General features: G+C 47.6%; 21 protein-coding genes. 14 read left to right on the forward strand and 7 right to left on the reverse strand.

Annotated elements, in window-relative coordinates; translation table 11 throughout:
• Positions 1–30 precede the first annotated feature (30 nt).
• The 13 genes from hrcA (at position 31) to QCB45_RS00165 (ending at position 14,969) form a co-directional block, all read left to right on the forward strand.
• The gene (hrcA, locus tag QCB45_RS00105; RefSeq protein ID WP_279418423.1) at positions 31–1,056 is read left to right on the forward strand and encodes a heat-inducible transcriptional repressor HrcA; all 1,026 of its coding nucleotides are present in this window, start codon (positions 31–33) and stop codon (positions 1,054–1,056) included.
• Positions 1,057–1,139: 83 nt separating this feature from the next.
• Complete coding sequence (gene grpE / locus QCB45_RS00110) at positions 1,140–1,712, forward strand: nucleotide exchange factor GrpE (RefSeq protein WP_279418424.1); 573 nt, start codon at positions 1,140–1,142, stop codon at positions 1,710–1,712.
• A 148-nt stretch (positions 1,713–1,860) separates the two neighbouring features.
• A complete protein-coding gene (dnaK, locus tag QCB45_RS00115; RefSeq protein ID WP_279418426.1) occupies positions 1,861–3,780 on the forward strand; it encodes a molecular chaperone DnaK in 1,920 nt (639 codons plus the stop codon).
• A 178-nt stretch (positions 3,781–3,958) separates the two neighbouring features.
• The gene (gene dnaJ / locus QCB45_RS00120; protein WP_279418427.1) at positions 3,959–5,137 is read left to right on the forward strand and encodes a molecular chaperone DnaJ; all 1,179 of its coding nucleotides are present in this window, start codon (positions 3,959–3,961) and stop codon (positions 5,135–5,137) included.
• Positions 5,138–5,172: 35 nt separating this feature from the next.
• Positions 5,173–5,982: a 4-hydroxy-tetrahydrodipicolinate reductase gene (gene dapB / locus QCB45_RS00125; protein ID WP_279418428.1), complete on the forward strand. Its 810-nt coding sequence runs from the start codon at positions 5,173–5,175 to the stop codon at positions 5,980–5,982.
• Between the two features lie 522 nt (positions 5,983–6,504).
• Positions 6,505–7,638, forward strand: a complete 1,134-nt coding sequence (gene carA, locus QCB45_RS00130; RefSeq protein WP_279418430.1) for a glutamine-hydrolyzing carbamoyl-phosphate synthase small subunit — start codon at positions 6,505–6,507, stop codon at positions 7,636–7,638.
• A gap of 25 nt (positions 7,639–7,663) precedes the next feature.
• The gene (gene carB, locus QCB45_RS00135) at positions 7,664–10,876 is read left to right on the forward strand and encodes a carbamoyl-phosphate synthase large subunit (RefSeq protein ID WP_279418432.1); all 3,213 of its coding nucleotides are present in this window, start codon (positions 7,664–7,666) and stop codon (positions 10,874–10,876) included.
• A gap of 106 nt (positions 10,877–10,982) precedes the next feature.
• Positions 10,983–11,459 (forward strand): transcription elongation factor GreA, encoded by a 477-nt coding sequence (gene greA, locus QCB45_RS00140; protein ID WP_279418433.1) that lies wholly within the window; start codon positions 10,983–10,985, stop codon positions 11,457–11,459.
• A 91-nt stretch (positions 11,460–11,550) separates the two neighbouring features.
• Positions 11,551–12,045, forward strand: a complete 495-nt coding sequence (locus QCB45_RS00145; protein WP_279419998.1) for a DUF4149 domain-containing protein — start codon at positions 11,551–11,553, stop codon at positions 12,043–12,045.
• 98 nt (positions 12,046–12,143) lie between these two features.
• On the forward strand, positions 12,144–12,500 hold the full coding sequence (locus tag QCB45_RS00150) for a hypothetical protein (RefSeq protein WP_279418435.1): 357 nt from the start codon (positions 12,144–12,146) through the stop codon (positions 12,498–12,500).
• Between the two features lie 128 nt (positions 12,501–12,628).
• Positions 12,629–13,387: a ferritin-like domain-containing protein gene (locus tag QCB45_RS00155; RefSeq protein ID WP_279418440.1), complete on the forward strand. Its 759-nt coding sequence runs from the start codon at positions 12,629–12,631 to the stop codon at positions 13,385–13,387.
• Between the two features lie 12 nt (positions 13,388–13,399).
• Entirely contained in the window at positions 13,400–14,074 is a 675-nt protein-coding gene (locus QCB45_RS00160) for a class I SAM-dependent methyltransferase (RefSeq protein ID WP_279418445.1), read from the forward strand.
• 10 nt (positions 14,075–14,084) lie between these two features.
• On the forward strand, positions 14,085–14,969 hold the full coding sequence (locus QCB45_RS00165; protein WP_279418448.1) for an ROK family protein: 885 nt from the start codon (positions 14,085–14,087) through the stop codon (positions 14,967–14,969).
• A 14-nt stretch (positions 14,970–14,983) separates the two neighbouring features.
• On the opposite strand, the gene QCB45_RS00170 is transcribed toward QCB45_RS00165, so the two are convergent.
• The 7 genes from QCB45_RS00170 to QCB45_RS00200 form a co-directional block, all read right to left on the reverse strand.
• Positions 14,984–15,361: a DUF2237 domain-containing protein gene (locus QCB45_RS00170; RefSeq protein WP_279418450.1), complete on the reverse strand. Its 378-nt coding sequence runs from the start codon at positions 15,359–15,361 to the stop codon at positions 14,984–14,986.
• Positions 15,362–15,414: 53 nt separating this feature from the next.
• A complete protein-coding gene (locus QCB45_RS00175) occupies positions 15,415–16,029 on the reverse strand; it encodes a cytochrome b/b6 domain-containing protein (protein ID WP_279418453.1) in 615 nt (204 codons plus the stop codon).
• A gap of 179 nt (positions 16,030–16,208) precedes the next feature.
• The gene (locus QCB45_RS00180; RefSeq protein ID WP_279418454.1) at positions 16,209–16,964 is read right to left on the reverse strand and encodes a VIT1/CCC1 transporter family protein; all 756 of its coding nucleotides are present in this window, start codon (positions 16,962–16,964) and stop codon (positions 16,209–16,211) included.
• A complete protein-coding gene (locus QCB45_RS00185) occupies positions 16,961–17,440 on the reverse strand; it encodes a YaiI/YqxD family protein (protein ID WP_279418456.1) in 480 nt (159 codons plus the stop codon). The genes QCB45_RS00180 and QCB45_RS00185 overlap by 4 nt, the downstream gene beginning before the upstream one ends.
• Positions 17,441–17,653: 213 nt before the next feature.
• Positions 17,654–18,628, reverse strand: coding sequence for an MBL fold metallo-hydrolase (locus tag QCB45_RS00190; protein WP_279418458.1), 975 nt, complete (start codon positions 18,626–18,628; stop codon positions 17,654–17,656).
• A 24-nt stretch (positions 18,629–18,652) separates the two neighbouring features.
• Positions 18,653–19,036, reverse strand: a complete 384-nt coding sequence (locus QCB45_RS00195; protein ID WP_279418461.1) for a DUF302 domain-containing protein — start codon at positions 19,034–19,036, stop codon at positions 18,653–18,655.
• A 124-nt stretch (positions 19,037–19,160) separates the two neighbouring features.
• The gene (locus QCB45_RS00200; protein WP_279418462.1) at positions 19,161–20,504 is read right to left on the reverse strand and encodes an APC family permease; all 1,344 of its coding nucleotides are present in this window, start codon (positions 20,502–20,504) and stop codon (positions 19,161–19,163) included.
• 289 nt (positions 20,505–20,793) lie between these two features.
• Between QCB45_RS00200 and QCB45_RS00205 the strand changes: the two genes are divergently transcribed.
• Positions 20,794–22,146 carry a DEAD/DEAH box helicase gene (locus QCB45_RS00205; protein ID WP_279418466.1) on the forward strand — a complete coding sequence of 451 codons (1,353 nt, stop codon included), beginning with the start codon at positions 20,794–20,796 and terminating at the stop codon, positions 22,144–22,146.
• Positions 22,147–22,581: the final 435 nt, after the last annotated feature.

Consider the following 22,581-nt stretch of genomic DNA (forward strand, 5'->3'; position numbering starts at 1 on the left):
ATTTAGCACTCTAACCATGAGAGTGCTGAAATGTTAAACGACCGTTCACAACTTTTGTTTAAAAACTTAATGGGATTATACCTGAATGAAGGTAAACCGGTAGGTTCTACAACACTTGCGAAATTGCCAGAAATCGGATTGAGTTCGGCAACGGTGCGTAACGTCTTGGCAGACTTGGAAAACATGGGGTTGATCCAGTCGCCGCATACGTCGGCGGGCCGTGTTCCGACGGAAATGGGGTACCGGGTTTTTGTCGACTCTCTGGTCACGTATCAACCGATCTCGAAGCAAAATATCGCAACCATCCAGCAGCAACTTTCACCGACGTTCAGTCAGGATGAGTTGTTGGCACACGCCTCAAAAGTCCTTTCCGGAATCACTGGCCTGACCAGTATGGTGTTGATGCCCAATAAAGAGCGCGAAATCTTGAAGCACATCGATTTCGTGAACTTGGGTGGTAAACGTGTTCTGGTGGTGTTGGTCTTCAACGATCAGGATGTGCAGAATCGTATAATTGAATTGGAAGAACCGGTTTCGGCTTCTGAATTGCAACAGGCGGCGAATTTCCTCAATGAACAGTTTGTCGGTAAAAATCTGGCGGAAGCCAAATCGTTGTTGGTAGAGCGCATGCAGTCGATTCGCCAAAGTGTGAATAATCTCATGCTGTCAGTGGTTGAAGCGACCGATTCAGTTCTGAGTCAGCAGTTGGAACAGAAGTTGCCTTATCTGGTTTCCGGTAAGACAAACTTGTTGAATTATCAGGAACTGGCGAATTCGGAAAAGTTGCGAGCCCTGTTCGAATCGTTTGAAAAACATTCGGATATGTTGAACCTTTTGGATAAGAGTATGCAGGCCAAAGGGGTACAGGTTTTTATCGGCAACGAATGCGGCAATGAGATCTATAGCGACTGCAGTATCGTCACAACGTCTTATGAAGTCGACGGCGAGGTGCTTGGTGTGTTAGGAGTGGTCGGTCCGAGCCGAATGCATTATGAGAAAGTCGTACCTAAGGTTGATGTGACGGCAAAAATTTTAAGTTCGCTCTTGAAAAAATAATAGGGTGTTCTTAGTTACTTAGAATTCGAATTTATTAAATCAGTTTAGTTTCATTTAAAGTTTTATCTAATAGGAAAAGTGTCGTGGCAGAGAATAAAGCAACGGAAAATCAGCAGGAAGAAAACATCCCGACCGCAGAAGAGGCTCTAGAGCAAGCGGAAGAGGCTTTAGAACAAGCGGAAAAAGCCGTACAAGGCGATATTGAAGCTTTGTTGGAAGAAGCGCGTAAAGAGGCGGCTACCCATAAAGATATGGCACTGCGTCTACAGGCCGATATGGAGAACTTGCGCCGCCGTACTCGTTTGGACGTGGAGAACGCCCATAAGTTCGCGTTGGAGAAATTCGTCGATGCCTTGATTCCGGCGATGGATTCGATGGAAATGGGTATGGAAGCGGCTCTTAAAGAAGAGGCGTCGGTTGAAAGCATCCGTGAAGGTGTGGAGATCACCTTCAAGCAATTGCTGGATATTTTGCAATCGTTCAATGTAGAGCGTGTCGATCCTCTGAATGAGAAGTTCGATCCTCAGTTGCATGAAGCGATGACCATGGTGCCTTCGCCGGATCATGAATCGAATACGGTCATGAATGTGATTCAGAAAGGTTACACCTTGAATGAACGTTTGGTTCGTCCGGCTCGAGTCATCGTCGCACAGTAAGCTTTTTCAAAGGGTTGCGCTGTTTTTTTTGCGAATCGATTCAAATAAGCCCAAATTAAATTCAAATTAGGCTTGAAAAGCAAAACCGCAGCCCTATAAACGAAACAACGGTTAAAAAGTTTTAAGTATTATTCTGGAGAAAATGGAAATGGCAAAAATTATTGGTATTGACTTAGGAACCACAAACTCATGTGTGGCGGTAATGGAAGGTAAAGACGTTAAGGTTATTCCTAACGCCGAAGGTGCGCGCACCACACCATCGATTGTTGCTTACACGGCTGACGGTGAAGTTTTGGTTGGGGATTCTGCAAAACGTCAAGCAGTGACGAACCCTACCAACACTTTGTTTGCGATCAAGCGTTTGATCGGTCGTCGTGCTGATGATGCGGTTGTAACGAAAGATAAGGATATGGTTCCTTACGAAATCGTTGCTGCTGATAACGGTGATGCATGGGTACAGGTTGGTGACAAGAAGTTGTCTCCACAGGAAGTTTCTGCGCGTACTTTGATGAAAATGAAGAAGACGGCAGAAGATTATCTTGGTCATGAAGTGACTGAAGCGGTTATCACGGTTCCTGCTTACTTCAACGACGCTCAGCGTCAGGCGACTAAGGATGCCGGTAAGATTGCAGGTCTTGAAGTTAAGCGTATCATCAACGAGCCGACTGCGGCGGCGTTGGCTTACGGTATGGACAAGGTAACCAGCGACAGCAAGATCGCGGTTTACGACTTGGGTGGTGGTACTTTCGATATCTCGATCATCGAAGTGGCTGACCTGGACGGTGAGAAGCAGGTTGAAGTACTGTCTACCAACGGTGACACTTTCCTGGGTGGTGAAGACTTCGATAACGTGATCGTCGATTACATCGCGGAAGAATTCAAGAAAGACCAGAACGTAGACCTTAAATTGGACAAGTTGGCTCTACAGCGTGTGCGTGAAGCGGCTGAGAAAGCGAAGATCGAACTTTCGTCACGTGAACAGACTGACATCAACCTGCCATACGTAACAGCGGATGCGACTGGTCCTAAGCACTTGAACATGAAAATTACCCGTGCCAAGTTCGAATCATTGATTGAAGCGTTGGTTAAGCGTTCAATCGAACCATGTAAAACAGCGCTAAAAGATGCAGGGCTTTCAGCTTCTGAAATCGACGATGTTATCTTGGTTGGTGGTTCGACTCGTGTGCCAATGGTTCAGGATGCGGTTAAAGAGTTCTTCGGTAAAGAGCCACGTAAAGACGTTAACCCTGATGAAGCGGTTGCAATGGGTGCGGCGATCCAAGGTGGTGTATTGTCCGGTGATGTAAACGACGTTCTTCTTCTTGACGTCACACCTCTGTCTCTAGGTATCGAGACCATGGGTGGCGTTATGACTAAGTTGATCGAAAAGAACACCACGATTCCTACTCGTAAGTCTCAGGTGTTCTCGACTGCGGAAGACAATCAGTCTGCGGTAACCATTCACGTGCTTCAAGGTGAGCGTGAAATGGCTTCAGGCAACAAGTCTCTAGGTCAGTTCAACTTGGATGAGATTCCTGCGGCTCCTCGTGGTATGCCTCAGATCGAAGTTACGTTCGATATTGATGCTAACGGTATCTTGAACGTATCTGCGAAAGACAAGAACTCCGGTAAGGAACAGCACATCACGATCCAGGCTTCATCTGGTCTTTCAGAAGAAGAAGTGGAAGCGATGATCAAGGATGCGGAAGCGCATGCGGCTGAAGACGCCAAGATGAAAGAGTTGGTTGAAGCGCGCAACCAGGCGGATGCGATGGTTCACGCAACTCGTAAGATGGTGACTGATGCTGGTGATGCGGTGGATGCGGCTGAGAAAGAAGCGGTTGAAGCGGCGATCAAAGACCTTGAGGAAGCGATCAAAGGCGACGATAAGGCTGTCATTGAAGAGAAGACTCAGAAGTTGGCGGAAGCAAGCCAGTCTATTGCGCAGAAAGCACAAGCCCAGCAGCAAGCGGGTGGTGCCGAAGCCGAGCAGCAAGGTTCTGCAGAAGCGGCGGACGACGATATCGTTGATGCCGAGTTTGAAGAAGTTGATGATTCTAAAAAGTAATCATTAAACGACGTATCTCATTATAATGCGTCGTTGAATCAGGCGGGCAACTCCTTCGAGTTGCCCGTTTTTCTATGTCTTCAAGTTGCCATTCAAAAACCAACAGGCCTGTTGGGTCTGACGGATTTTGAATGGTAATTTTTAAATCTAACAAGATAACAAGTACTGTATAACTATTATGAGCAAAAGAGATTATTACGAAGTCCTGGGTGTGGCCAAGACCGCTTCAGAAGGCGAAATCAAAAAAGCTTACCGTAAGATGGCGATGAAATATCATCCTGACCGTAATCCGGATAACAAGGAAGCGGAGGACAAGTTCAAGGAAGCATCCGAAGCTTATGAAATCTTGTCGGATTCCCAGAAACGTGCGACCTATGACCAGTTCGGCCACGCCGGACTTGAAGGCGGTCACGGTGGTGGTCATGGCGGATTCGGTGGGGGCGGATTCGGTGATGCGTTCGGTGATATATTCAGTGAGATGTTTGGCGGTGGATTCGGCGGTCAACGTGGTCCTCAGCCAGGGAATGATTTGCAGTACGAATTAGAAATTTCTTTAGAAGAAGCGGTGGCCGGTACTACGGTGGATATCCGTATTCCGACCAAGGATATTTGCGATGCCTGTGACGGCACTGGAGCCGAACCGGGTTCGGACGTGCAGACATGTCCAACCTGTCACGGTGCGGGACAAGTGCGCATGCAGCAAGGATTCTTTGCGGTCAACCGTACGTGTCCAACCTGTCATGGTCAAGGTAAAATCATCAAGACGCCTTGTAAGAAGTGTCATGGCGAAGGTTATACGCATAGTAATAAAACCCTTTCGGTCAAGATTCCGGCCGGTGTTGATAATGGCGATCGCATTCGTCTTCAGGGTGAAGGTGAAGCCGGTGAAGTCGGCGCGCCGCGTGGTGACTTGTATGTTCGTATCCGCGTCAAGCAGCATCCGATTTTTGAACGTGACGGCAACACCTTATATTGTGAGTTGCCGTTGAGCTTCACGACAGCGGCGCTGGGTGGTTCGGTTGAAGTGCCGACACTGGGCGGTAAAGCCAGTCTGAAAATCCCGGCGGGAACTCAATCCGGTCAGCGCTTCAAGCTTTCCGGTAAAGGGGTGAAGTCGGTGCGTTCCTCTTACACGGGTGACTTGGTTGTACAGGTCAATATCGAGACGCCGGTTAAGCTGACTACACGCCAGAAAGAACTGTTGCAGGAGTTTGAAGAGAGCTTGCAAGGTAAGCACTATAAGCAGCACAGTCCAAAATCCCATTCTTTCTTTGATTCAGTTAAATCGTTCTTCACTGGCGAAGACGAGAGTGGTAAATCATCTAAAAAAGATGATAATGGCCCATGGAACGATTGATCGCCCGGTTTTAAAGGAAGAAGGATAGAAGAATTATGAGTGATTACAGAGTTGCGATTATCGGCGCTTCAGGCCGTATGGGTAAGAATCTGATTGCTGCGGTGGATCAGACAGAAGGTTTGAAGGTTTCTGCAGCGATCGAACGCCCGGAAAGCAGTTTGATCGGCGCGGATGCCGGTGAATTGGCCGGTATCGGAAAATTGGGTGTATCTATCGTCGGTTCAATCGAATCTGCAGTCGACGACTTTGATGTGTTGATCGATTTCACGACGCCGGCCACGACGGTTCATAATCTGGATGTGTGTGTTGAACACGGCAAAAAGATTGTTATCGGTACGACCGGGTTTGACGATGTGGGACTTGCCGCGATTGATCGTGCAGCAGAAAAGATCGCAGTGATTTTCGCGGCTAATTTTAGTGTTGGAGTGAACCTGTGTCTGAAACTGTTGAAGCAGGCGGCCGAGGTTTTGAATGAAGGTTACGACATCGAAGTGATCGAGGGGCATCACCGACACAAGGTGGATGCGCCGTCTGGTACGGCTTTAAGAATGGGTGAAGTGGTTGCGGATGCGCTTGGACGCGACTTGAAAGCTTGTGCTGTCTACGGACGCGAAGGAATTACTGGAGAGCGTGATCCGAACACCATCGGTTTCGCGACAGTTCGTGCCGGCGATATCGTTGGTGACCACACTGTATTATTCGCGACGGAAGGTGAGCGTATCGAGATTACGCATAAGGCTTCCAGTCGAATGACTTTCGCTAAAGGCGCGGCACGTTCATGTAACTGGATTCAGGACAAGACAACTGGCCTGTATGATATGCAGGATGTATTGAACTTACGTTAAGCCCAATCGCAATTCAGATGTTTGAATAAAAAGGTGTTCTTTGAAAAGAACGCCTTTTTTGTTTTTATTAGGCTGGAAAGGTTCTTTAAGTAAATTTAATTCGTTTTAAATCCCTATATTTAAAAAAGTCTATAAATGCGTTTATTTGCATTGAAAAGAGTGAAGTTTGACTCTTAAAAAACCGAACAGGATTTAACTTTCAAAATTGAACAGGCCTGTTGAGGTCGGACTAGGCGAGAACTCAAGACATTAAGGAAATTTAGGGTGATTTCATCCTAGACATTAAGGGTGTAATCAAGTAAAATCCGCGTAATTAAAATTTACGACTAAAATTAGATGTTTAGTGGTTGTTTACGAGGTATTTCGCAAAGATGACTGATCGTCATTTAGCCAACTAGAAACGGAGTGAGTCCCTGAGAGGGGGCTGGCTCCGTTTTTTTATGTGCGAAACATTTTAGCCGCGAACAACCGGATCTGATTTTAGTCTTGAAGCAGACATTCTATCTTGGGCGGACACATTACATGACACAGGCTTTACTGGCTTTAGAAGATGGTACTCTTTTCTGGGGTACTTCACTGGGTGCAGAAGGGGAAACCGTGGGCGAGGTGGTTTTTAACACCTCTTTGACTGGTTACCAGGAGATTCTCACCGATCCTTCTTATTTCAAACAAATTGTGACTTTGACTTACCCTCATATCGGTAATGTTGGGGTGAATGCGGAAGATGAAGAATCTCCACGCATCATGGCTCAAGGTTTGGTCGTTAAAGATTGCCCGGCTCTGATGAGTAACTTCAGAGCGGAAAAGACGCTGCCTGATTACCTGAAAGAGCAGAATGTGGTGGCGATTGCCGACATCGATACCCGTAAGCTGACCCGTATCCTACGTGATAAAGGTGCCCAGTCAGGTGTGATCGTAGCCGGTGACAACATCGACGCCGATCAGGCCGTTGCACAAGCTAAGGCTTTCAGCGGTTTGAAAGGTTTGGATCTAGCAAAGGAAGTCACCACTTCCGAAACTTATACCTGGACCGAAGGAACCTGGGTTCTGGGTGAGGGGCACAAAGATTGTTCCGCCAATCAAGATTATCATGTTGTCGCTTACGATTACGGTGTTAAATTGAATATCCTTCGCATGTTGGCCGACCGTGGCTGTAAGTTGACCGTTGTTCCGGCCAAGACGCCTGCCAAAGACGTGTTGGCAATGAACCCGGACGGTGTTTTCCTGTCGAATGGTCCTGGTGATCCGGAACCATGTGATTACGCTATCCAAGCGATTCAGGAAGTGCTCGAAACCGAAATTCCTGTGTTTGGTATCTGTCTAGGACACCAGTTGCTTGCATTGGCAAGCGGTGCACAGACCATGAAGATGAAGTTTGGTCATCACGGTGCCAACCACCCGGTTCAGGACATGAACAGCAAGCGCGTCATGATCACTTCTCAGAACCACGGTTTCGCTGTGGATGGAGATAGCCTGCCTTCTAACCTGGTAGCAACGCATAAGTCGTTGTTTGATGGTTCATTGCAGGGTATTCAGCGTACCGATAAAGCGGCATTTAGCTTCCAAGGGCATCCTGAAGCGAGCCCGGGACCACATGATGTGGCTCCTCTGTTCGACCAGTTCATTGCCAATATTCAAGCTTACAAAAAAGCTTAACGATAATAGATAGGAAAAGTAAGAAATGCCAAAAAGAAATGATATTAAAAGTATTCTGATCATTGGTGCCGGCCCTATTATTATCGGTCAGGCTTGTGAATTCGATTACTCTGGTGTGCAGGCGTGTAAGGCGCTTAAGGAAGAAGGTTATCGCGTTATCTTGGTTAACTCGAACCCTGCGACCATCATGACCGATCCTGAATTGGCCGATGCGACCTACATCGAGCCGATTGAGTGGAAAACGGTTGAAAGCATCATTGCGACTGAACGTCCGGATGCCATCCTGCCAACTATGGGTGGTCAGACTGCTTTGAACTGTGCGTTGGATCTTCATGATCGTGGAATCCTTGAAAAATACAATGTTGAATTGATCGGTGCGAATGCCGATGCGATCGATAAAGCAGAAAACCGTGACCGTTTCCGTCAGGCGATGACTAAGATCGGTTTGGATATGCCTGTTTCTGCAGTTGCCCACAATATGGAAGAGGCTTGGGAGATCCAGAAGCAAGTCGGTTTCCCAACGGTTATCCGTCCTTCCTTCACTTTGGGTGGTTCCGGTGGCGGTATCGCTTATAACAAGGATGAGTTCGAACAGATCTGTAAATTCGGTCTGGATTTGTCTCCTACCAAAGAGCTATTGATCGAAGAATCGATCCTGGGTTGGAAAGAGTACGAAATGGAAGTGGTTCGCGACAAGAACGATAACGCCATTATCGTCTGTTCAATCGAAAACTTGGATCCGATGGGGGTACACACGGGTGACTCGATTACCGTTGCTCCGGCCCAGACTTTGACGGATAAAGAATATCAGATCATGCGTAACGCCTCTTTGGCGGTATTGCGTGAAATCGGCGTCGAAACCGGTGGATCGAACGTACAGTTCTCCATCAATCCTGAAACAGGGCGCATGATCATCATCGAAATGAACCCGCGTGTATCGCGTTCGTCGGCATTGGCATCTAAAGCAACCGGTTTCCCGATCGCCAAGATTGCTGCGAAACTGGCTGTCGGTTACACATTGGATGAGTTGCAGAACGACATCACTAACGGTGCGACTCCGGCTTCGTTTGAACCAACAATAGATTACGTGGTTACGAAAATTCCACGTTTCACGTTCGAGAAATTCCCGCAAGCGCAGCAGCGTCTGTCTACACAGATGAAGTCTGTTGGTGAAGTCATGGCTATGGGTCGTAACTTCCAGGAGTCGGTGCAAAAAGCATTGCGTGGTTTGGAAACTGATAAGAACGGTTTCGACGAAATCATGCCGTTGGCGACGATGGAAGAGAAAGAGATTAAGGATATTTTGCGTCAGGAATTGCGCAATCCTGGTCCTGAGCGTCTTTGGTATGTTGCGGACGCGTTCCGTGCCGGTTGGAGCTTGGAAGACGTTTTCGACAGCTCGAAGATCGATCCATGGTTCCTGTCACAGATCAAAGAATTGATCGAAATGGAAGACGACGTCAAACAGCGTGGTCTGGATGCGCTTGACGAGGATTCATTGCGTCAGTTGAAGCGTAAAGGATTCTCGGATAACCGTATTGCTCAGTTGTTGAATACCGATGCGGCGTTTATCCGTAAGTTCCGTCACACCTTGAATATTCGTCCTGTCTACAAGCGTGTGGATACTTGTGCGGCCGAATTCGAAACGTCGACGGCTTACATGTACTCGACTTACGATGATGAGTGTGAAGCGAACCCAACCGATAAAGACAAGATCATGGTATTGGGCGGTGGTCCGAACCGTATCGGTCAGGGGATCGAGTTCGACTACTGTTGTGTACACGCTGCGATGGCGATGCGTGAAGACGGTTACGAAACCATTATGGTCAACTGTAACCCTGAAACCGTATCGACTGACTATGACACCTCGGATCGTCTGTATTTTGAACCTTTAACGTTGGAAGACGTATTGGAAATCGTTGAAGTCGAACAGCCTAAGGGCGTAATCGTACAGTATGGTGGTCAGACTCCATTGAAACTGGCTGAAGCGTTGGAAGAAGCGGGTGTGCCGATTGTCGGGACTTCGCCTGAATCGATCGATTTGGCGGAAGACCGTGAGCGTTTCCAGCAGTTGTTACAGACTTTGGAATTGCAGCAGCCGCCTAACCGTACTGCGCGTAGCGAAGACCAGGCGCTTGTTTTGGCGAATGAAATTGGCTATCCGTTGGTTGTCCGTCCTTCCTATGTTTTGGGTGGTCGTGCGATGGAGATCGTCTATTCGGATGCTGATTTGTCTCGCTATATGACTGAAGCGGTTAAAGTTTCCAACGACTCTCCTGTATTGCTGGATCGTTTTCTTGACGATGCGGTAGAGTTGGATGTTGATGCGATTTGTGACGGTGAACAAGTCGTGATCGGCGGTATCATGGAACATATCGAGCAGGCCGGTATTCACTCAGGTGACTCGGCGTGTTCATTGCCTCCATACAGTATTTCGGCTGAAATTCAGGACGAGATTCGTGTTCAGGTCGAGAAGATGGCCAAGGCACTTGGCGTTGTCGGTCTGATGAACACCCAGTTTGCGATCAAGGGCGACGAGATTTACGTTCTTGAAGTGAACCCGCGTGCTTCGCGTACGGTACCATTTGTTTCCAAAGCGATCGGTAAACCGTTGGCGAAGATTGCAGCGCGTTGCATGGTTGGTCAGAAACTGGAAGAGCAGAGCTTTACGACTGAAGTTCGACCAAAGCATTACTCTGTGAAGGAAGCGGTGTTCCCATTCATTAAGTTCTTGGGTGTGGATCCGATTCTTGGGCCTGAGATGAAGTCGACCGGTGAGGTTATGGGTGTGGGCGAGAGTTTCGCACAGGCCTACTCGAAAGCGCAGTTGGCTGCGGGTACTGTCTTACCTCAGTCTGGAACGGCATTCTTGAGCGTGCGCAAAGCGGACCGTCAGCGTGTCATCGAACTGGCTAAGCAGTTGATCGCCAAAGGATTCAATATCGTTGCGACTCGCGGAACAGCGAGCTCTTTGAGTGAAGCAGGCATCGAGTGTGAAGTTGTCAATAAGGTGACGGAAGGTCGTCCTAACATTGTCGATTCGATCGTCAATGAAGAGATCGCATTGATTGTGAATACATCAGATGGTTCGGTCAGTATTCAGGATTCTTCAAGCATCCGTCGTGAAGCTTTGATGCACAAAACTTGTTACACCACAACAATTGCCGGTGCGTTTGCAATGGTTGCGGCCATGGAGTTCCTGGAAGATCAGCCGGTAACCCGTCTGCAAGACTTGTAATCTACGATTTAGTTTTTTATAACGCCAAAGTCCGTTCAATATGGACTTTGGCGTTTGTGTTTTGATAGAGTGTTAAATTAGTAACGCTTACAAAGGAAGAAGATGTATGAACAAGCATCCAATGACTAAAGAAGGGGCCGAGGCCCTTCAGGCGGAATTGAATAAACTTAAGAAAGAAGACCGTCCGCGTATTACCGAAGCGATTGCAGAAGCTCGCGAACACGGTGATTTGAAAGAAAATGCTGAATACCATGCCGCACGTGAACAGCAAGGCCTGGTGGAAGCGCGCATCAAACAGATTGAAGCGACTTTATCGAATGCCCAGATCATTGATGTAACCAAGTTAAATCCCAACGGTAAGGTGGTGTTCGGTGCAACCGTAACAGTACTGAACATCGACACAGACGAAGAGGTCTCTTATAAGATTGTTGGTCATGAAGAATCGGATATCTCTGCAAACAAGATTTCGGTCAACTCTCCAATCGCTCGTGCGTTGATCGGTAAGGGAGAGGGTGAGGAAATCGTAGTCGCCGCACCGAGTGGTAACATCGATTACGAAATCATCGAGGTCCAATATATCTAAGCACCGGAGTTTTGTCCGGAAGCCAATTTGAAAAGCCTGCATCCATCCGGATTTGCAGGCTTTTCAATTTAAGGGGATTGTAGCGGTGTCGATGAGAAAAAACGTGATTCTTTCGAGCATGATGGGGCTGGTGTCCGGATTCGGTTTGATTTTTGCCACTTGGCTGGCCGTCATCGGTTATTTGGTTGCTCCAGTGCTGTTTTCAGAATTGGATCCGCTTAAGGCAGGCAACCTGGTAGGTATGTTGCTCTCAATCAGTAATATCGTATTGTTGGCAGGCCTGTTCGGTTTGCTGGTGGCGAGATGGTTGGTTTTTAAATGGCTGATTGCGAATGGGTTACTCGTATTAAGTGTGATTTTAATTTGTGTGAGTGAATTCTGGTTGTCTCCTAAGATGCAGGTGATCAAAGAGCAGTACCCTCTGGGACTCTCTAAAACCTCGCCTCAATGGGAAACCTTTATGACCCTGCACGGCGTTTATCAACTGGTTTTTTTAGCTCTTATACTAGTTCTCGTAGTTTGGTCAGTTTTGAACCTCAATAAGTTGTTTTTAGGTCGCCAATCTATTGATAAAAAAAGTTTATAAGCATTTAATTATTTTCTAACGTCATATGGGTTGCAATTTAAGATGAAAAACGTCAAAATTGACCCGTTATAGAGACAAACCAAACCTGGAGTTTATTAATGAAACACTTAACACTTAAAGCTTTATTCATTTCTGCTTTTGCTGCAGTATCTTTAAACGTTCAAGCAGCTGACGATACTTACGCTCAGTGCTTGGCAGACGCAGAAACTGTTATTGCTACAGCTAAGAAGGACGGTGGTCCTGCTGCACGTGACGTTGAGCAAAAAACAACTGTTGAAGCTTGCATGGCAGAATTAAGCGCAATCGAAGCTAAATACGGTGACAAAACTAAAGGCTTGAACCCTTCTTCAGTAATGACTCCAGAAGATCGTGCTAAGTGGGCTAAGCTTTTTGACGCTATCGATGCTAAGAAATTTACTGGTACTCGTTACAACATGGCGTCTTACTACCGTTAATTGGTAATTCACCTTTGACGAAGAAGCCGGTTTTTACCGGCTTTTTTGTTTTCTATGGATGCAAAAATGGAAAGATGGCGGTTGTGTGAATGAAAAAGAATCTTTTTGAATCAACTTTTGAGTGCCTTATGGAAAAGGACCTTGATCGTAAGGTTCAGCTATTGGCACAGCTACAGGAAGATTGGTCGGAGAATCGATTTGATTTCACGCCGACAGAAAGCATTGAGCGTATTCCCGATCCGGGTCGTCCGGAACGCCCGTTGTTGGTTTCTCCTAAGGAGTTGCCGCGTAGGGGATTAGGTACGCAGGAGGGACATGCTTCCCTGATGCATTCGATTGCGCATATTGAATTCAATGCCGTTAATCTTGCATTGGATGCGGTTTATCGTTTTCAGAATATGCCTTATGAGTATTATCGTGATTGGTTGGGTGTTGCCGGAGAGGAAGCGTTCCATTTTCAGATGATTCGTGAGCATCTCAACCATTTGGGCCATGAATACGGGGATATGCCGGCACATAACGGCCTTTGGTTGACGACCTACGAAACCGATCACGATCCAATCGTACGAATGGCATTGGTACCCAGAACGCTTGAAGCCAGAGGTTTGGATGTGACGCCGCCGATGATTCAGAAGTTACGGGCGATCGGTGATAAGCGCGGCGTGGAGATTTTGAAGATTCTTTTGCGTGATGAGATTGGTCATGTCGAGGTTGGAACTCGTTGGTTCCGTTATCTGTGCGCCGAAAAAGGCGTGAATCCGTTCACGGAGTTTCAGTCTATTATCGAAAATTATTTCCACGGTGATCTACGCGGACCTTTCAATTATGAAGCCCGCACTCAGGCTGGCTTTTCAGAAGAAGAGATTCAGTGGCTAAAAACCTTGTAGAAGGATAACTGAATGACAAAACTCTTATCGGATAAACAGCGTTTACGAATCCAGACTCGACACAAGGATTCCGTTGAAAAGTTTGGTTATCAACCTCAGGCCTTATATTGGAGTAATCGGGAAATCCAACAGATCCGTTTCCGTAAGCTCAGTGAAATTCTTCCTTTGAACCATAAGCTGGAGGGAGGCAATATCGCAGTCTGGTCGGTTTTGGATGTTGGGTGTGGGTTTGGTGATCTCAAAGGCTTTCTCCAGGAGCAAGGCTTCATAATCGATTACCATGGTATCGACCTTAGTGAAACCATGGTTGAGAGCGCACAATTTCAACGTCCCGATATTCAGGTCAGTCTAGGTGATCTCTTTGATTTTGATCCTGCCGATAATGCCTACGATTATGTTTTTTTGTCTGGTGCTTTGAATGAAGTCGTGGAAACCGAAATTGAAGGTACCGCTCAGTACCGTGGGCGTTACGCCAAGGCCGTGATTCGCAAGATGTACGATACTTGCCGTCGTGGTGTGGCTTTCAATCTCTTGGATGCTCGTCATCCGTGGATTCAAAGCCGTCCAGACTTGCAGAGTTTCATGCCTGAAGAGATCGTCGAATACTGCGAAACCTTTGCTGTAAAAGTTCGTTGGGCGGACGATTATCTGGAAAACGACTTTACGGTCTATTTGGAAAAACAGTGAGAAGACGATCATGCGTTTAGGAGTGGATCTGGGTGGAACTAAAATCGAAATCATCGCTTTGGATGAAGCTGGAGAGAGTCTTTACCGTAAACGGGTTGATACTCCGAAAGGGGATTATGCGGCAACTCTGAATGCGATAGTCGGTTTGGTGAAAGGTGCTGAAACGGAGTTGGGTCAAAAGGGATCGCTCGGCATTGGCATTCCGGGTGCGGTGTCTCGTAAAACCGGTCGCATTAAAAATGCCAACTCTACCTGGCTGATCGGTCAGGATTTAAGTGGTGACCTTCAGCAGCGGCTTGATCGTGAGATAAGATTGGCTAACGACGCCAACTGTTTCGCTTTATCGGAAGCGACGGACGGTGCGGGAAAAGGTGCGGAAGTGGTGTTCGGTGTAATCATCGGTACGGGGTGCGGCGGCGGTGTAGTCGTCAACGGCCGGATTATTAATGGCATCAATTCCATTGGCGGAGAGTGGGGGCATAATCCTCTGCCTTGGGCGAGTGCGGATGATGTTCAGATGGACTGTTATTGTGGTTTGAAAGGCTGTAATGAAACATTCTTGTCCGGTAGTGGCTTGCAGGTGCATTATCAAAAACGAACAGGCCTGTTCAAAACCGCGAAAGAGATTGTCGCTTTGAGTGAACGAGGAGATGCAGTTGCTGAACAAATCATGCAGGACTATACGCTCTGGTTGGCCAAAGGGTTGGCAAGTGTAATCAACGTCTTGGATCCGGATGTGATTGTATTGGGCGGCGGCATGTCCAATATCCAGCGATTGTATTCCGATGTCCCCGAGTTATGGGGAGATTGGGTGTTCAGTGACCTTGTCGATACCCGCTTGGTTCCGCCCGTATACGGCGACTCCAGCGGAGTCCGGGGTGCCGCCTGGCTCTAGAGTTTTAGCCGTCGTTAATTCAAATCGGCGGCGTGCTCTTTGAGAAGTGCCAGTGGAACCACTTCAAGTGCTTTTTGATGCGTTCTGGTCAGAAAGACTTTGGGAGCCATTTGATGCTGGTAGGCTTCCAGCCAACGGGCTGCGCAGAGGCACCATGTGTCTCCGGGCTGCAAACCCTGAAAGCCGAATTCGGGAACCGGCGTAGAAAGATCGTTGCCTCTGAAGCGTGAATATTCTAAAAATTCGGAAGTGGCTTGAATGCAAACGGTATGCGAACCTAAATCTTCAAGAGAGGTATTGCATGAGCCGTCACGGTAAAAGCCCGTCAAAGGGTCGTTACCGCAACTTTTAAGCGGCTCTCCAAAGACGTTGAGTGGTTCTTCTAATTCCATCTGTACGACTTTCCTTTGTAGATTTAGGTTGCTTAACGGTTGCGCTCTGAGGTTCAGGTATCGTCTTTGTCTTTGAGTCCGGTGACCATTGATCGAACCAGGTTCTCTCGGTGAATGAGGCTGGAAATCAACACACCGCCGATATGCACGAATACTAGAAACAGGGTGAAGTTGGCGAAGAACTCATGTATTTCTTCCATGAATTCGTCACCTTCACCGGACTCGTGTTCATGTTCGTCATCGTCAGCCATGGCGCTTGAAATCACTATGTCGAAATTGCCCGCAAGAGGCCCGTGCCCTTTTGAACCATAGACGGACAAACCGCTCCAGGTCGTCGCAATTAATGAAATAATCAGAGCTATAATCATCCAGCCGCCGAGGGGATTGTGACCAAGATAACGTTTCGGTTTGAGGGTCGCCATTGATTTGGCGTATTCGATCGTGGCTTCTTTTCCATATATGAAATTGCTGAAGCGGGCATACTTGGTTCCGACTAGCCCCCAGAGGATTCGAAACACCAGTAAGCCTATGATGCCGTAACCGGAATAGACATGGATCGTGCTTTCGTCATCGCCCGTAAGATAGGAGGTGAAGAACAGCAGGACAAGGGACCAGTGGAAAATCCGCACCGCGATGTCCCAGACTTTGATTTGGTTTGCTGAATGCATAATAGCACCTACTTCGATGTATGATTATTTCCCTCAAGGATAGCAAGTCGGCAGGCCTGCTTGAATCGGACATTCGTCTCAGAGTCGGAAATCAACTTTGACCTTTTCCGAATTCGATGAATTCATTATACGATGCTTTGGGGTGTTTAACACGTTGTTGCACTAGTAGCGGCAAGGTTTCACACAATACCAAACAGTTCCCGTAGTATGTAGCCTGTCAGGAATGCCAGACTTGCAGCGGCACCACCTGTAAGCAGGGTGCTTAAGCCCGAACGGAAAATGGGTTTGAATAGAAACAGGCTCTTGAGGCTACCGATCAGAAAGAACATGATTCCCGCTAGTATTGCGCTGATCAGGAATTGCGTACTCATCTCCCACGACAAGACCAGAAACGGCATCAAAGGAATGGAGCCGACAAACACAAATGCTAAAAAAGTCGTTAATGCCGCACGAATGGCATTGGGTGCATGTCTCTGTACCCCGTGCTCCTCGGTTAGCATAGTATCCACCCAGAGTTTACGGTCTAGGCAGATGGTTTCCACTATTTCGTCCAAAACCGCGCCTTTGAATCCTTTTTGTTGGAAAATTTGACGGATTTCTTCCCGTTCGCCTTCAGGGATTCTTTCGATGTGTTCTTCTTCGAGTTGGCGAAGTTGGTCGGTGAATTCTTTTTGGGCCTTATTCGCTTCATAATTGCTGACCGCCATACTGAAACCGTCGGCGAACAGGTTGGCAAATCCCAGAACCAAGGCAACCATCGGAGAAAACCCGGCACCGAAAGCGCCCGAAACCACCGCAAAAGTGGTCACGCAACCGTCAATTCCTCCCAGGACGGCATCCGAGATGTTCTGGGTTTTAGGCGGTTGAACCAGCCGTTCGGCGATGACCTCGGGACGGTGTTCCCGTTCCAATTCTTCCGGACTGATTTTTTTCATAAAGCATCCCGTTTGGTTTGATCGAGCTTTTTGGTGTATTGGGTCAATAGTCGATCCAGTTGGTTGGCGAATGCCTGCCGATCATTCTGGCTCATGGAGGATGGCCCGCCGGTATCCACGCCGCTGGAACGCAGGCTTTCCATGAAGTCGCGCATATTGAGCCTTGCCCGGATGTTGCTCGGTGTATAGAGCTCGCCGCGAGGATTCAAGGCAGTACCGCCTTTTTCAATGACTTCTGCAGCCAGTGGAATGTCGGCGGTCACGACAAGATCTCCGGCACTCATGCGCTGGACGATGGCATTATCAGCGACATCGAATCCCTTGGTAACCTGCAAAAAATGGATGAAGCGCGATGGCGGGATGCGTAAGCTGTGATTGGCGACCAGCGTCGTCGTGACCTGAGAGCGCTCCGCTGCCCGGAACAGAATTTCCTTGATGACTGCCGGACAAGCGTCCGCATCTACCCATATCTTCATCGAAATGTCTTTTGTTGTTGTCTGAAAACGGCTATCAGCATAGCATTTTTGTAACGGTTTCGCGTGGTTTTAGCGAGTTGAAACTCAACAGGCCTGTTGAGTTTACATTGAATTCTACAACGAGCTTTCAGGAATGGATTGACTGAATTCGCATGGTTTTAAATTAAGAAAAATCATGCGAATGAAATAGTTAAATCCGTAATTTAATTCGGATCAACAGCCGGCAATACATTTTCCGTTGCTGTCGAAAGACATCGTTATACCACTAAAAGGGACGTGAACCGGAACGTCAGTGGCCTCAATGAAGGTTTTGGTTCGAGTGTGCGGAAGGACTTTTCCATCGAGGGTTGCCTCTTCATTTGCATGGGAGGGAATCACCGAAGTCGGTTTGACTAGATCGTTGATCACATAGGCCGCTTCAGTCGGGCCGGTAGTGTAGGTATCGCCGATATTGATGACCGCCAGTTTGGCGCCATAGTGCTGGCGAACCACGATGTCCTGTTCCGCAGTAATACCGGTATCGCCGGAAAGGTACACGACCAAGCCGTTGCTGAACTTCAGAATGTAGCCTGTAGCAGGGCCGACGTGTGCTGTGAGTCCAGCACCTTTCATGAACTCGCCTAGCGAACCTTCGATCATGTCGGGTGAAAGGCCATTGCTGTGAATAGCAGGAACCGTGGTGATGCCAACACCATCAACGGTTTTCATAGCACCGAAACGAACCAACAAGGAATCTTTGGGATCTCCGCCGGCGGCTTTCAGTTTCGCCGCGAACAGGCTCGGCATTTCACTTCCAGTCACGATTTTAGCGTGTTTGGCGATGGCGATCTTGACGCTGTTAGAGGCTGGAGTGTCACTGACTGAAACGTCGGGTTTGGCGCAACTCCCGGCATCAAGGGCTTTGATGTGCTTGTCTCCAATGTGGTCGCCGTGTACATGACTGACCAGGATGATATCGATTTTTCCGAGTCGAGGGTCGTTCGCTCCGGCAACGGTTCGGCCCGCATCATATAAAATTCGGGTACCGTTCGGATCTTCGAAGATCATGGCTCGGTCAAGGGTACAGAACTCCCCTTTTTGACTTCCCAGGGGGGTGATGTTAACGACTCCGGAGGTGGCAAGTGCCTGCGTTGATGACAATGCCAGCCAGGTGAGTACTGTACTAATCGAGGTGAGTACACGTTTCATGTTCGGACTCCGTTGCGCTGATGTTTATTTGGCTTCTTCGACCATCTGTATCGTTTTCGCTTCGACTTCTCCAGCGATTTGAGTTAAAGCAGGATCCAGTGATAAAGTCGCCAACATCTCCGCAGGTTTGATAAGCCCGATCTTGGTTTTGCCTTGTTCAGTGTAAACCGAGATGCGGCACGGAAGCGCCATGTTAAGTCGCATATCGGTTGCCAGTACTTTTGATGCCTGTCCGGGATTGCAGACCTCAAAGACACGGCACTGTTCCGTAAAGTCGAAGCCTTTGCTGCGCAGGGTTTCCCCCAGATCGTGAACGTGAAGGACACCGAAGCCATTGTTTTTGACTGCGGCATCCAAGTCGTTTGAAGCTTGCTCGAAAGTTTTGTCTGATTCCACTACGTAATACATGATTCACCTCCAGTGACGGGTTTCTCTGATACTTTCCACATGCTAATCCATGCGTGGAATGTGGTCAATAAAACGATTAAAAAGAAAGTCCTTGTTTTTAATAGGTTTTTAGTTGGGGGACGGTCTAGCCCAATACCCCCAATCGGTTTTTCCGACGCACTTTTTTTGCGTAAAGCCAGGCGCCGATGGTCAATAAAATATAGGTTCCGAGAATGAGTGCCATCTGCACGGGTTGAGTGCTGATCTCAGAGTAGAAGACAAGGACGGTTGCAACTGCCAATCCGAACAGGGAGGTCAATGTGATGAAAGCGGATGAATTCGTTTGGTGCCGGATTCGGAAGTTGGCAAAAGCCATGAGTAGGGAGATAATCAGGAAAGTCACGCTTCCGAATTCGAGGATGAGTTGCAGGGAGCCGGATAAGACCAGAACAAAGGCCAAAGCGGACAGAGTCAGGACGGCATAGACTGGAATCCGGCGTGAATGTTTGGTCAAGTAGGCCGGAAGGTAACGATCTTCAGCGATGGCTGACATTTGCCGCGAAGCACCGAAAACGGTGCCGCTGATTGCACTACTCGTCGCCAGCAGGGCGCCAATAATAACCAGTTCGGTTCCCCAGTGTCCCAATATCTTATCGGCTCCGGAAGCCAGTGCATATTCCTTGTTTTGGATTATGTCTGCGAACGGAATGGTGAGAATTGCGCCTAAGGCAATTACCAGATAGATCAGGATCGCCAGGAAAATCGCGGCATAGATGGCGCGAGGAATGTTCTTTTCCGGCTTTTCCATTTCATTGACTGCGTTGATGACAAGCTCAAACCCTTCATAGGCGACAAATGTAATGGAAGCAACGATCATGATGTCAAGAATTGAGATGGTGCCGTTATGTTCAATCAGTGTCGGAAGGGTGGTGTTGCTGTTGTTAATCAAAACGAAAGAGATCACCACCAGAATGACCAGTTTGGTGTAGACCATAAGGTCTTCTATTTTTCCCATTCCTTTGACGCTTAGGATATTGACTAGAGTGAATACGCTAATGATGCCGCCGGCAACCAGTTTACGGATCCATTCATTGTCCGCGAATGTAAATCCACTGATCGCATAAGAGGCGAAGGTGTAGGAGTAGAGTGCCAGGGTGCTGATGTAACCGAAAATCACCCACCATCCGATCAGTGAGGCTGCAAACGGCGATTTGGGAAAGGTTTTTTTGTAAAATGCGTAGGTTGAACCTTCGTCTTTATAGTAGACGCCGAGTTTGATGTACGAATAAGCAGCCATGGCGGCGACTATCCCACCGAGGGCAATCGCAAGCGGGGTATAAACACCAATCATGGAGACCGAAATCCCTAAAATCGTGAAAATCCCGCCTCCGACCATGCCACCCAAGGCAATCGCAATCAGTTCGGGAACGCCCAGAACTTTGTTGCGCGGGCGATGAATCGCGGGCGTTTTTTTGAGTGGGATTTTCATATCGTCTTTATGCCTATCATGTTGAATTTAAGAAAAAATAACGTTTAATGCCGTTATTGGTTCGATTCTACAAAACCTAGGAAGATTAGCAATTTTAACAGTAAAAAAACGCAAAGAGGGGGGCGATGATGAATGGATGATGACTATTTGCAAATAAGAAGAGGAAAAGATAGTAATTATCAACCACTTACTGTAAGCTACCCACCTTTCCTTCGAATACCTTTATAGGTGTTCCGAGTCCTTAAGCAAGACGCAATCACAATATAATTATAAAAGAGACACCACATTTATGAGCTTTGCCTCCCTGGGGTTATCCGCCCCTATCCTTGAAGCTGTAGCCGAACAGGGTTACGAAACGCCATCTCCAATTCAGACACAAGCTATTCCAGCGGTTATCCAAGGCAAAGACGTCATGGCTGCCGCCCAGACCGGAACCGGAAAAACTGCCGGTTTCACGTTGCCGATTTTGGAACGGCTTTCTAAAGGGCAAAGAGCTAAATCGAATCAGGCACGAGCGTTGATTCTGACTCCAACGCGCGAGTTGGCAGCTCAGGTTGCCGAAAGTGTAGAGCTTTATGGTAAAAACTTGCCTCTTAAATCGACGGTGGTGTTTGGAGGGGTGAAAATTAACCCTCAAATGATGCGTTTGCGTTCCGGTGTGGATGTTCTGGTTGCAACACCGGGGAGATTGTTGGATCTGTATAACCAGAATGCCGTGAAGTTTGACCAGCTGGAAGTGTTGGTGCTGGATGAGGCGGATCGCATGTTGGACATGGGCTTTATTCATGACCTCAAGAAAATCATGGCTCTGCTTCCCAAGAATCGTCAAAACCTCCTTTTCTCCGCGACATTCTCGGATGACATTCGCAGGCTTGCCAAAGGTCTGGTTAATGATCCGGTTGAGATTTCTGTGGCTCCAGCCAATACGACAGCTAAAACGGTTGAGCAGTGGGTCTATCCTGTCGATAAAAAACGTAAGCCGGAATTGTTAATTCAGTTGGTTGCCCAAAACCGTTGGGAGCAAGTATTGGTTTTCACCAAAACCAAGCACGGTGCCAACCGTTTGACTAAGCAGCTTGAGAAATACGGTATTAAAGCTGCTGCGATTCACGGTAATAAAAGTCAGGGCGCCAGAACACGTGCTTTGGCCGACTTCAAAAATGGTGAAATCCGAGTACTGGTAGCGACAGATATCGCCGCCCGTGGTCTGGACATTGATCAGTTACCTCATGTTGTCAATTTCGAGTTGCCGAATGTGGCCGAAGATTATGTACATCGCATTGGCCGTACGGGACGAGCCGGCGCCAGTGGTGAAGCATTGTCGTTGGTTTGCGCAGAAGAGGCTAAATTGTTGTTTGCCATTGAGCGTCTGACCGGGGCCTTATTGCCTCGTAAAGTGATTGAAGGCTTCGAGCCGGTAGAAGGCGTTCCGGCTTCACGTTTGGATACTCGTCCTATTAAGCCTAAAAAACCTAAGAAACCGAAGCAACCACGTGAAGACCGGAAAGATGGGGCTCGTTCGGGTAGCAGCCATAGAGGGCAAAAGCCCGAAGGCGCCGACAAAAAACCTTCTAGATCCTGGCATTCCAAAAAAAGAGCAGATAACGCCTCTCACCGGTCAGAAGTCAAAGCGAGCAAGTAGCCTCAACTCTTAAAGCATCAATTCAAGTCATGTATTAAAACCGACCACTATGGTCGGTTTTTTTGTTTTCGGGTTTCGGAAACATTCTAAATTCCAGTTCAAAATCACAAATGTAAATAAAATTACGTATCTACTAGAATATTTTTCTTACTTCATATAGAATAACCACACAAAAAACATTATTAGTATTTTTACTCACATAGTGAGTAATTAGTTTTAGGTGAAAAGTTGAATGACTTTGCCTTAATAATTTGTCAAAGACAAGGGATTGCTAAGCCGTTTTCATAAAGCTTTCGGGGGGCGTTATGCATATGGACTTAAAAAACATTCGGGATTAGATGTGCTAATGGAGATTGAGTTAGGCCATAAGGTTCAGAGAACCAACGTGTAATCCGGGTAGGTTTTGATAATTAAACGAATGCGTTCAGAAAGGAT

Source organism: Thiomicrorhabdus sp. ZW0627 (genome assembly GCF_029767005.1).
GTDB lineage: Bacteria > Pseudomonadota > Gammaproteobacteria > Thiomicrospirales > Thiomicrospiraceae > Thiomicrorhabdus.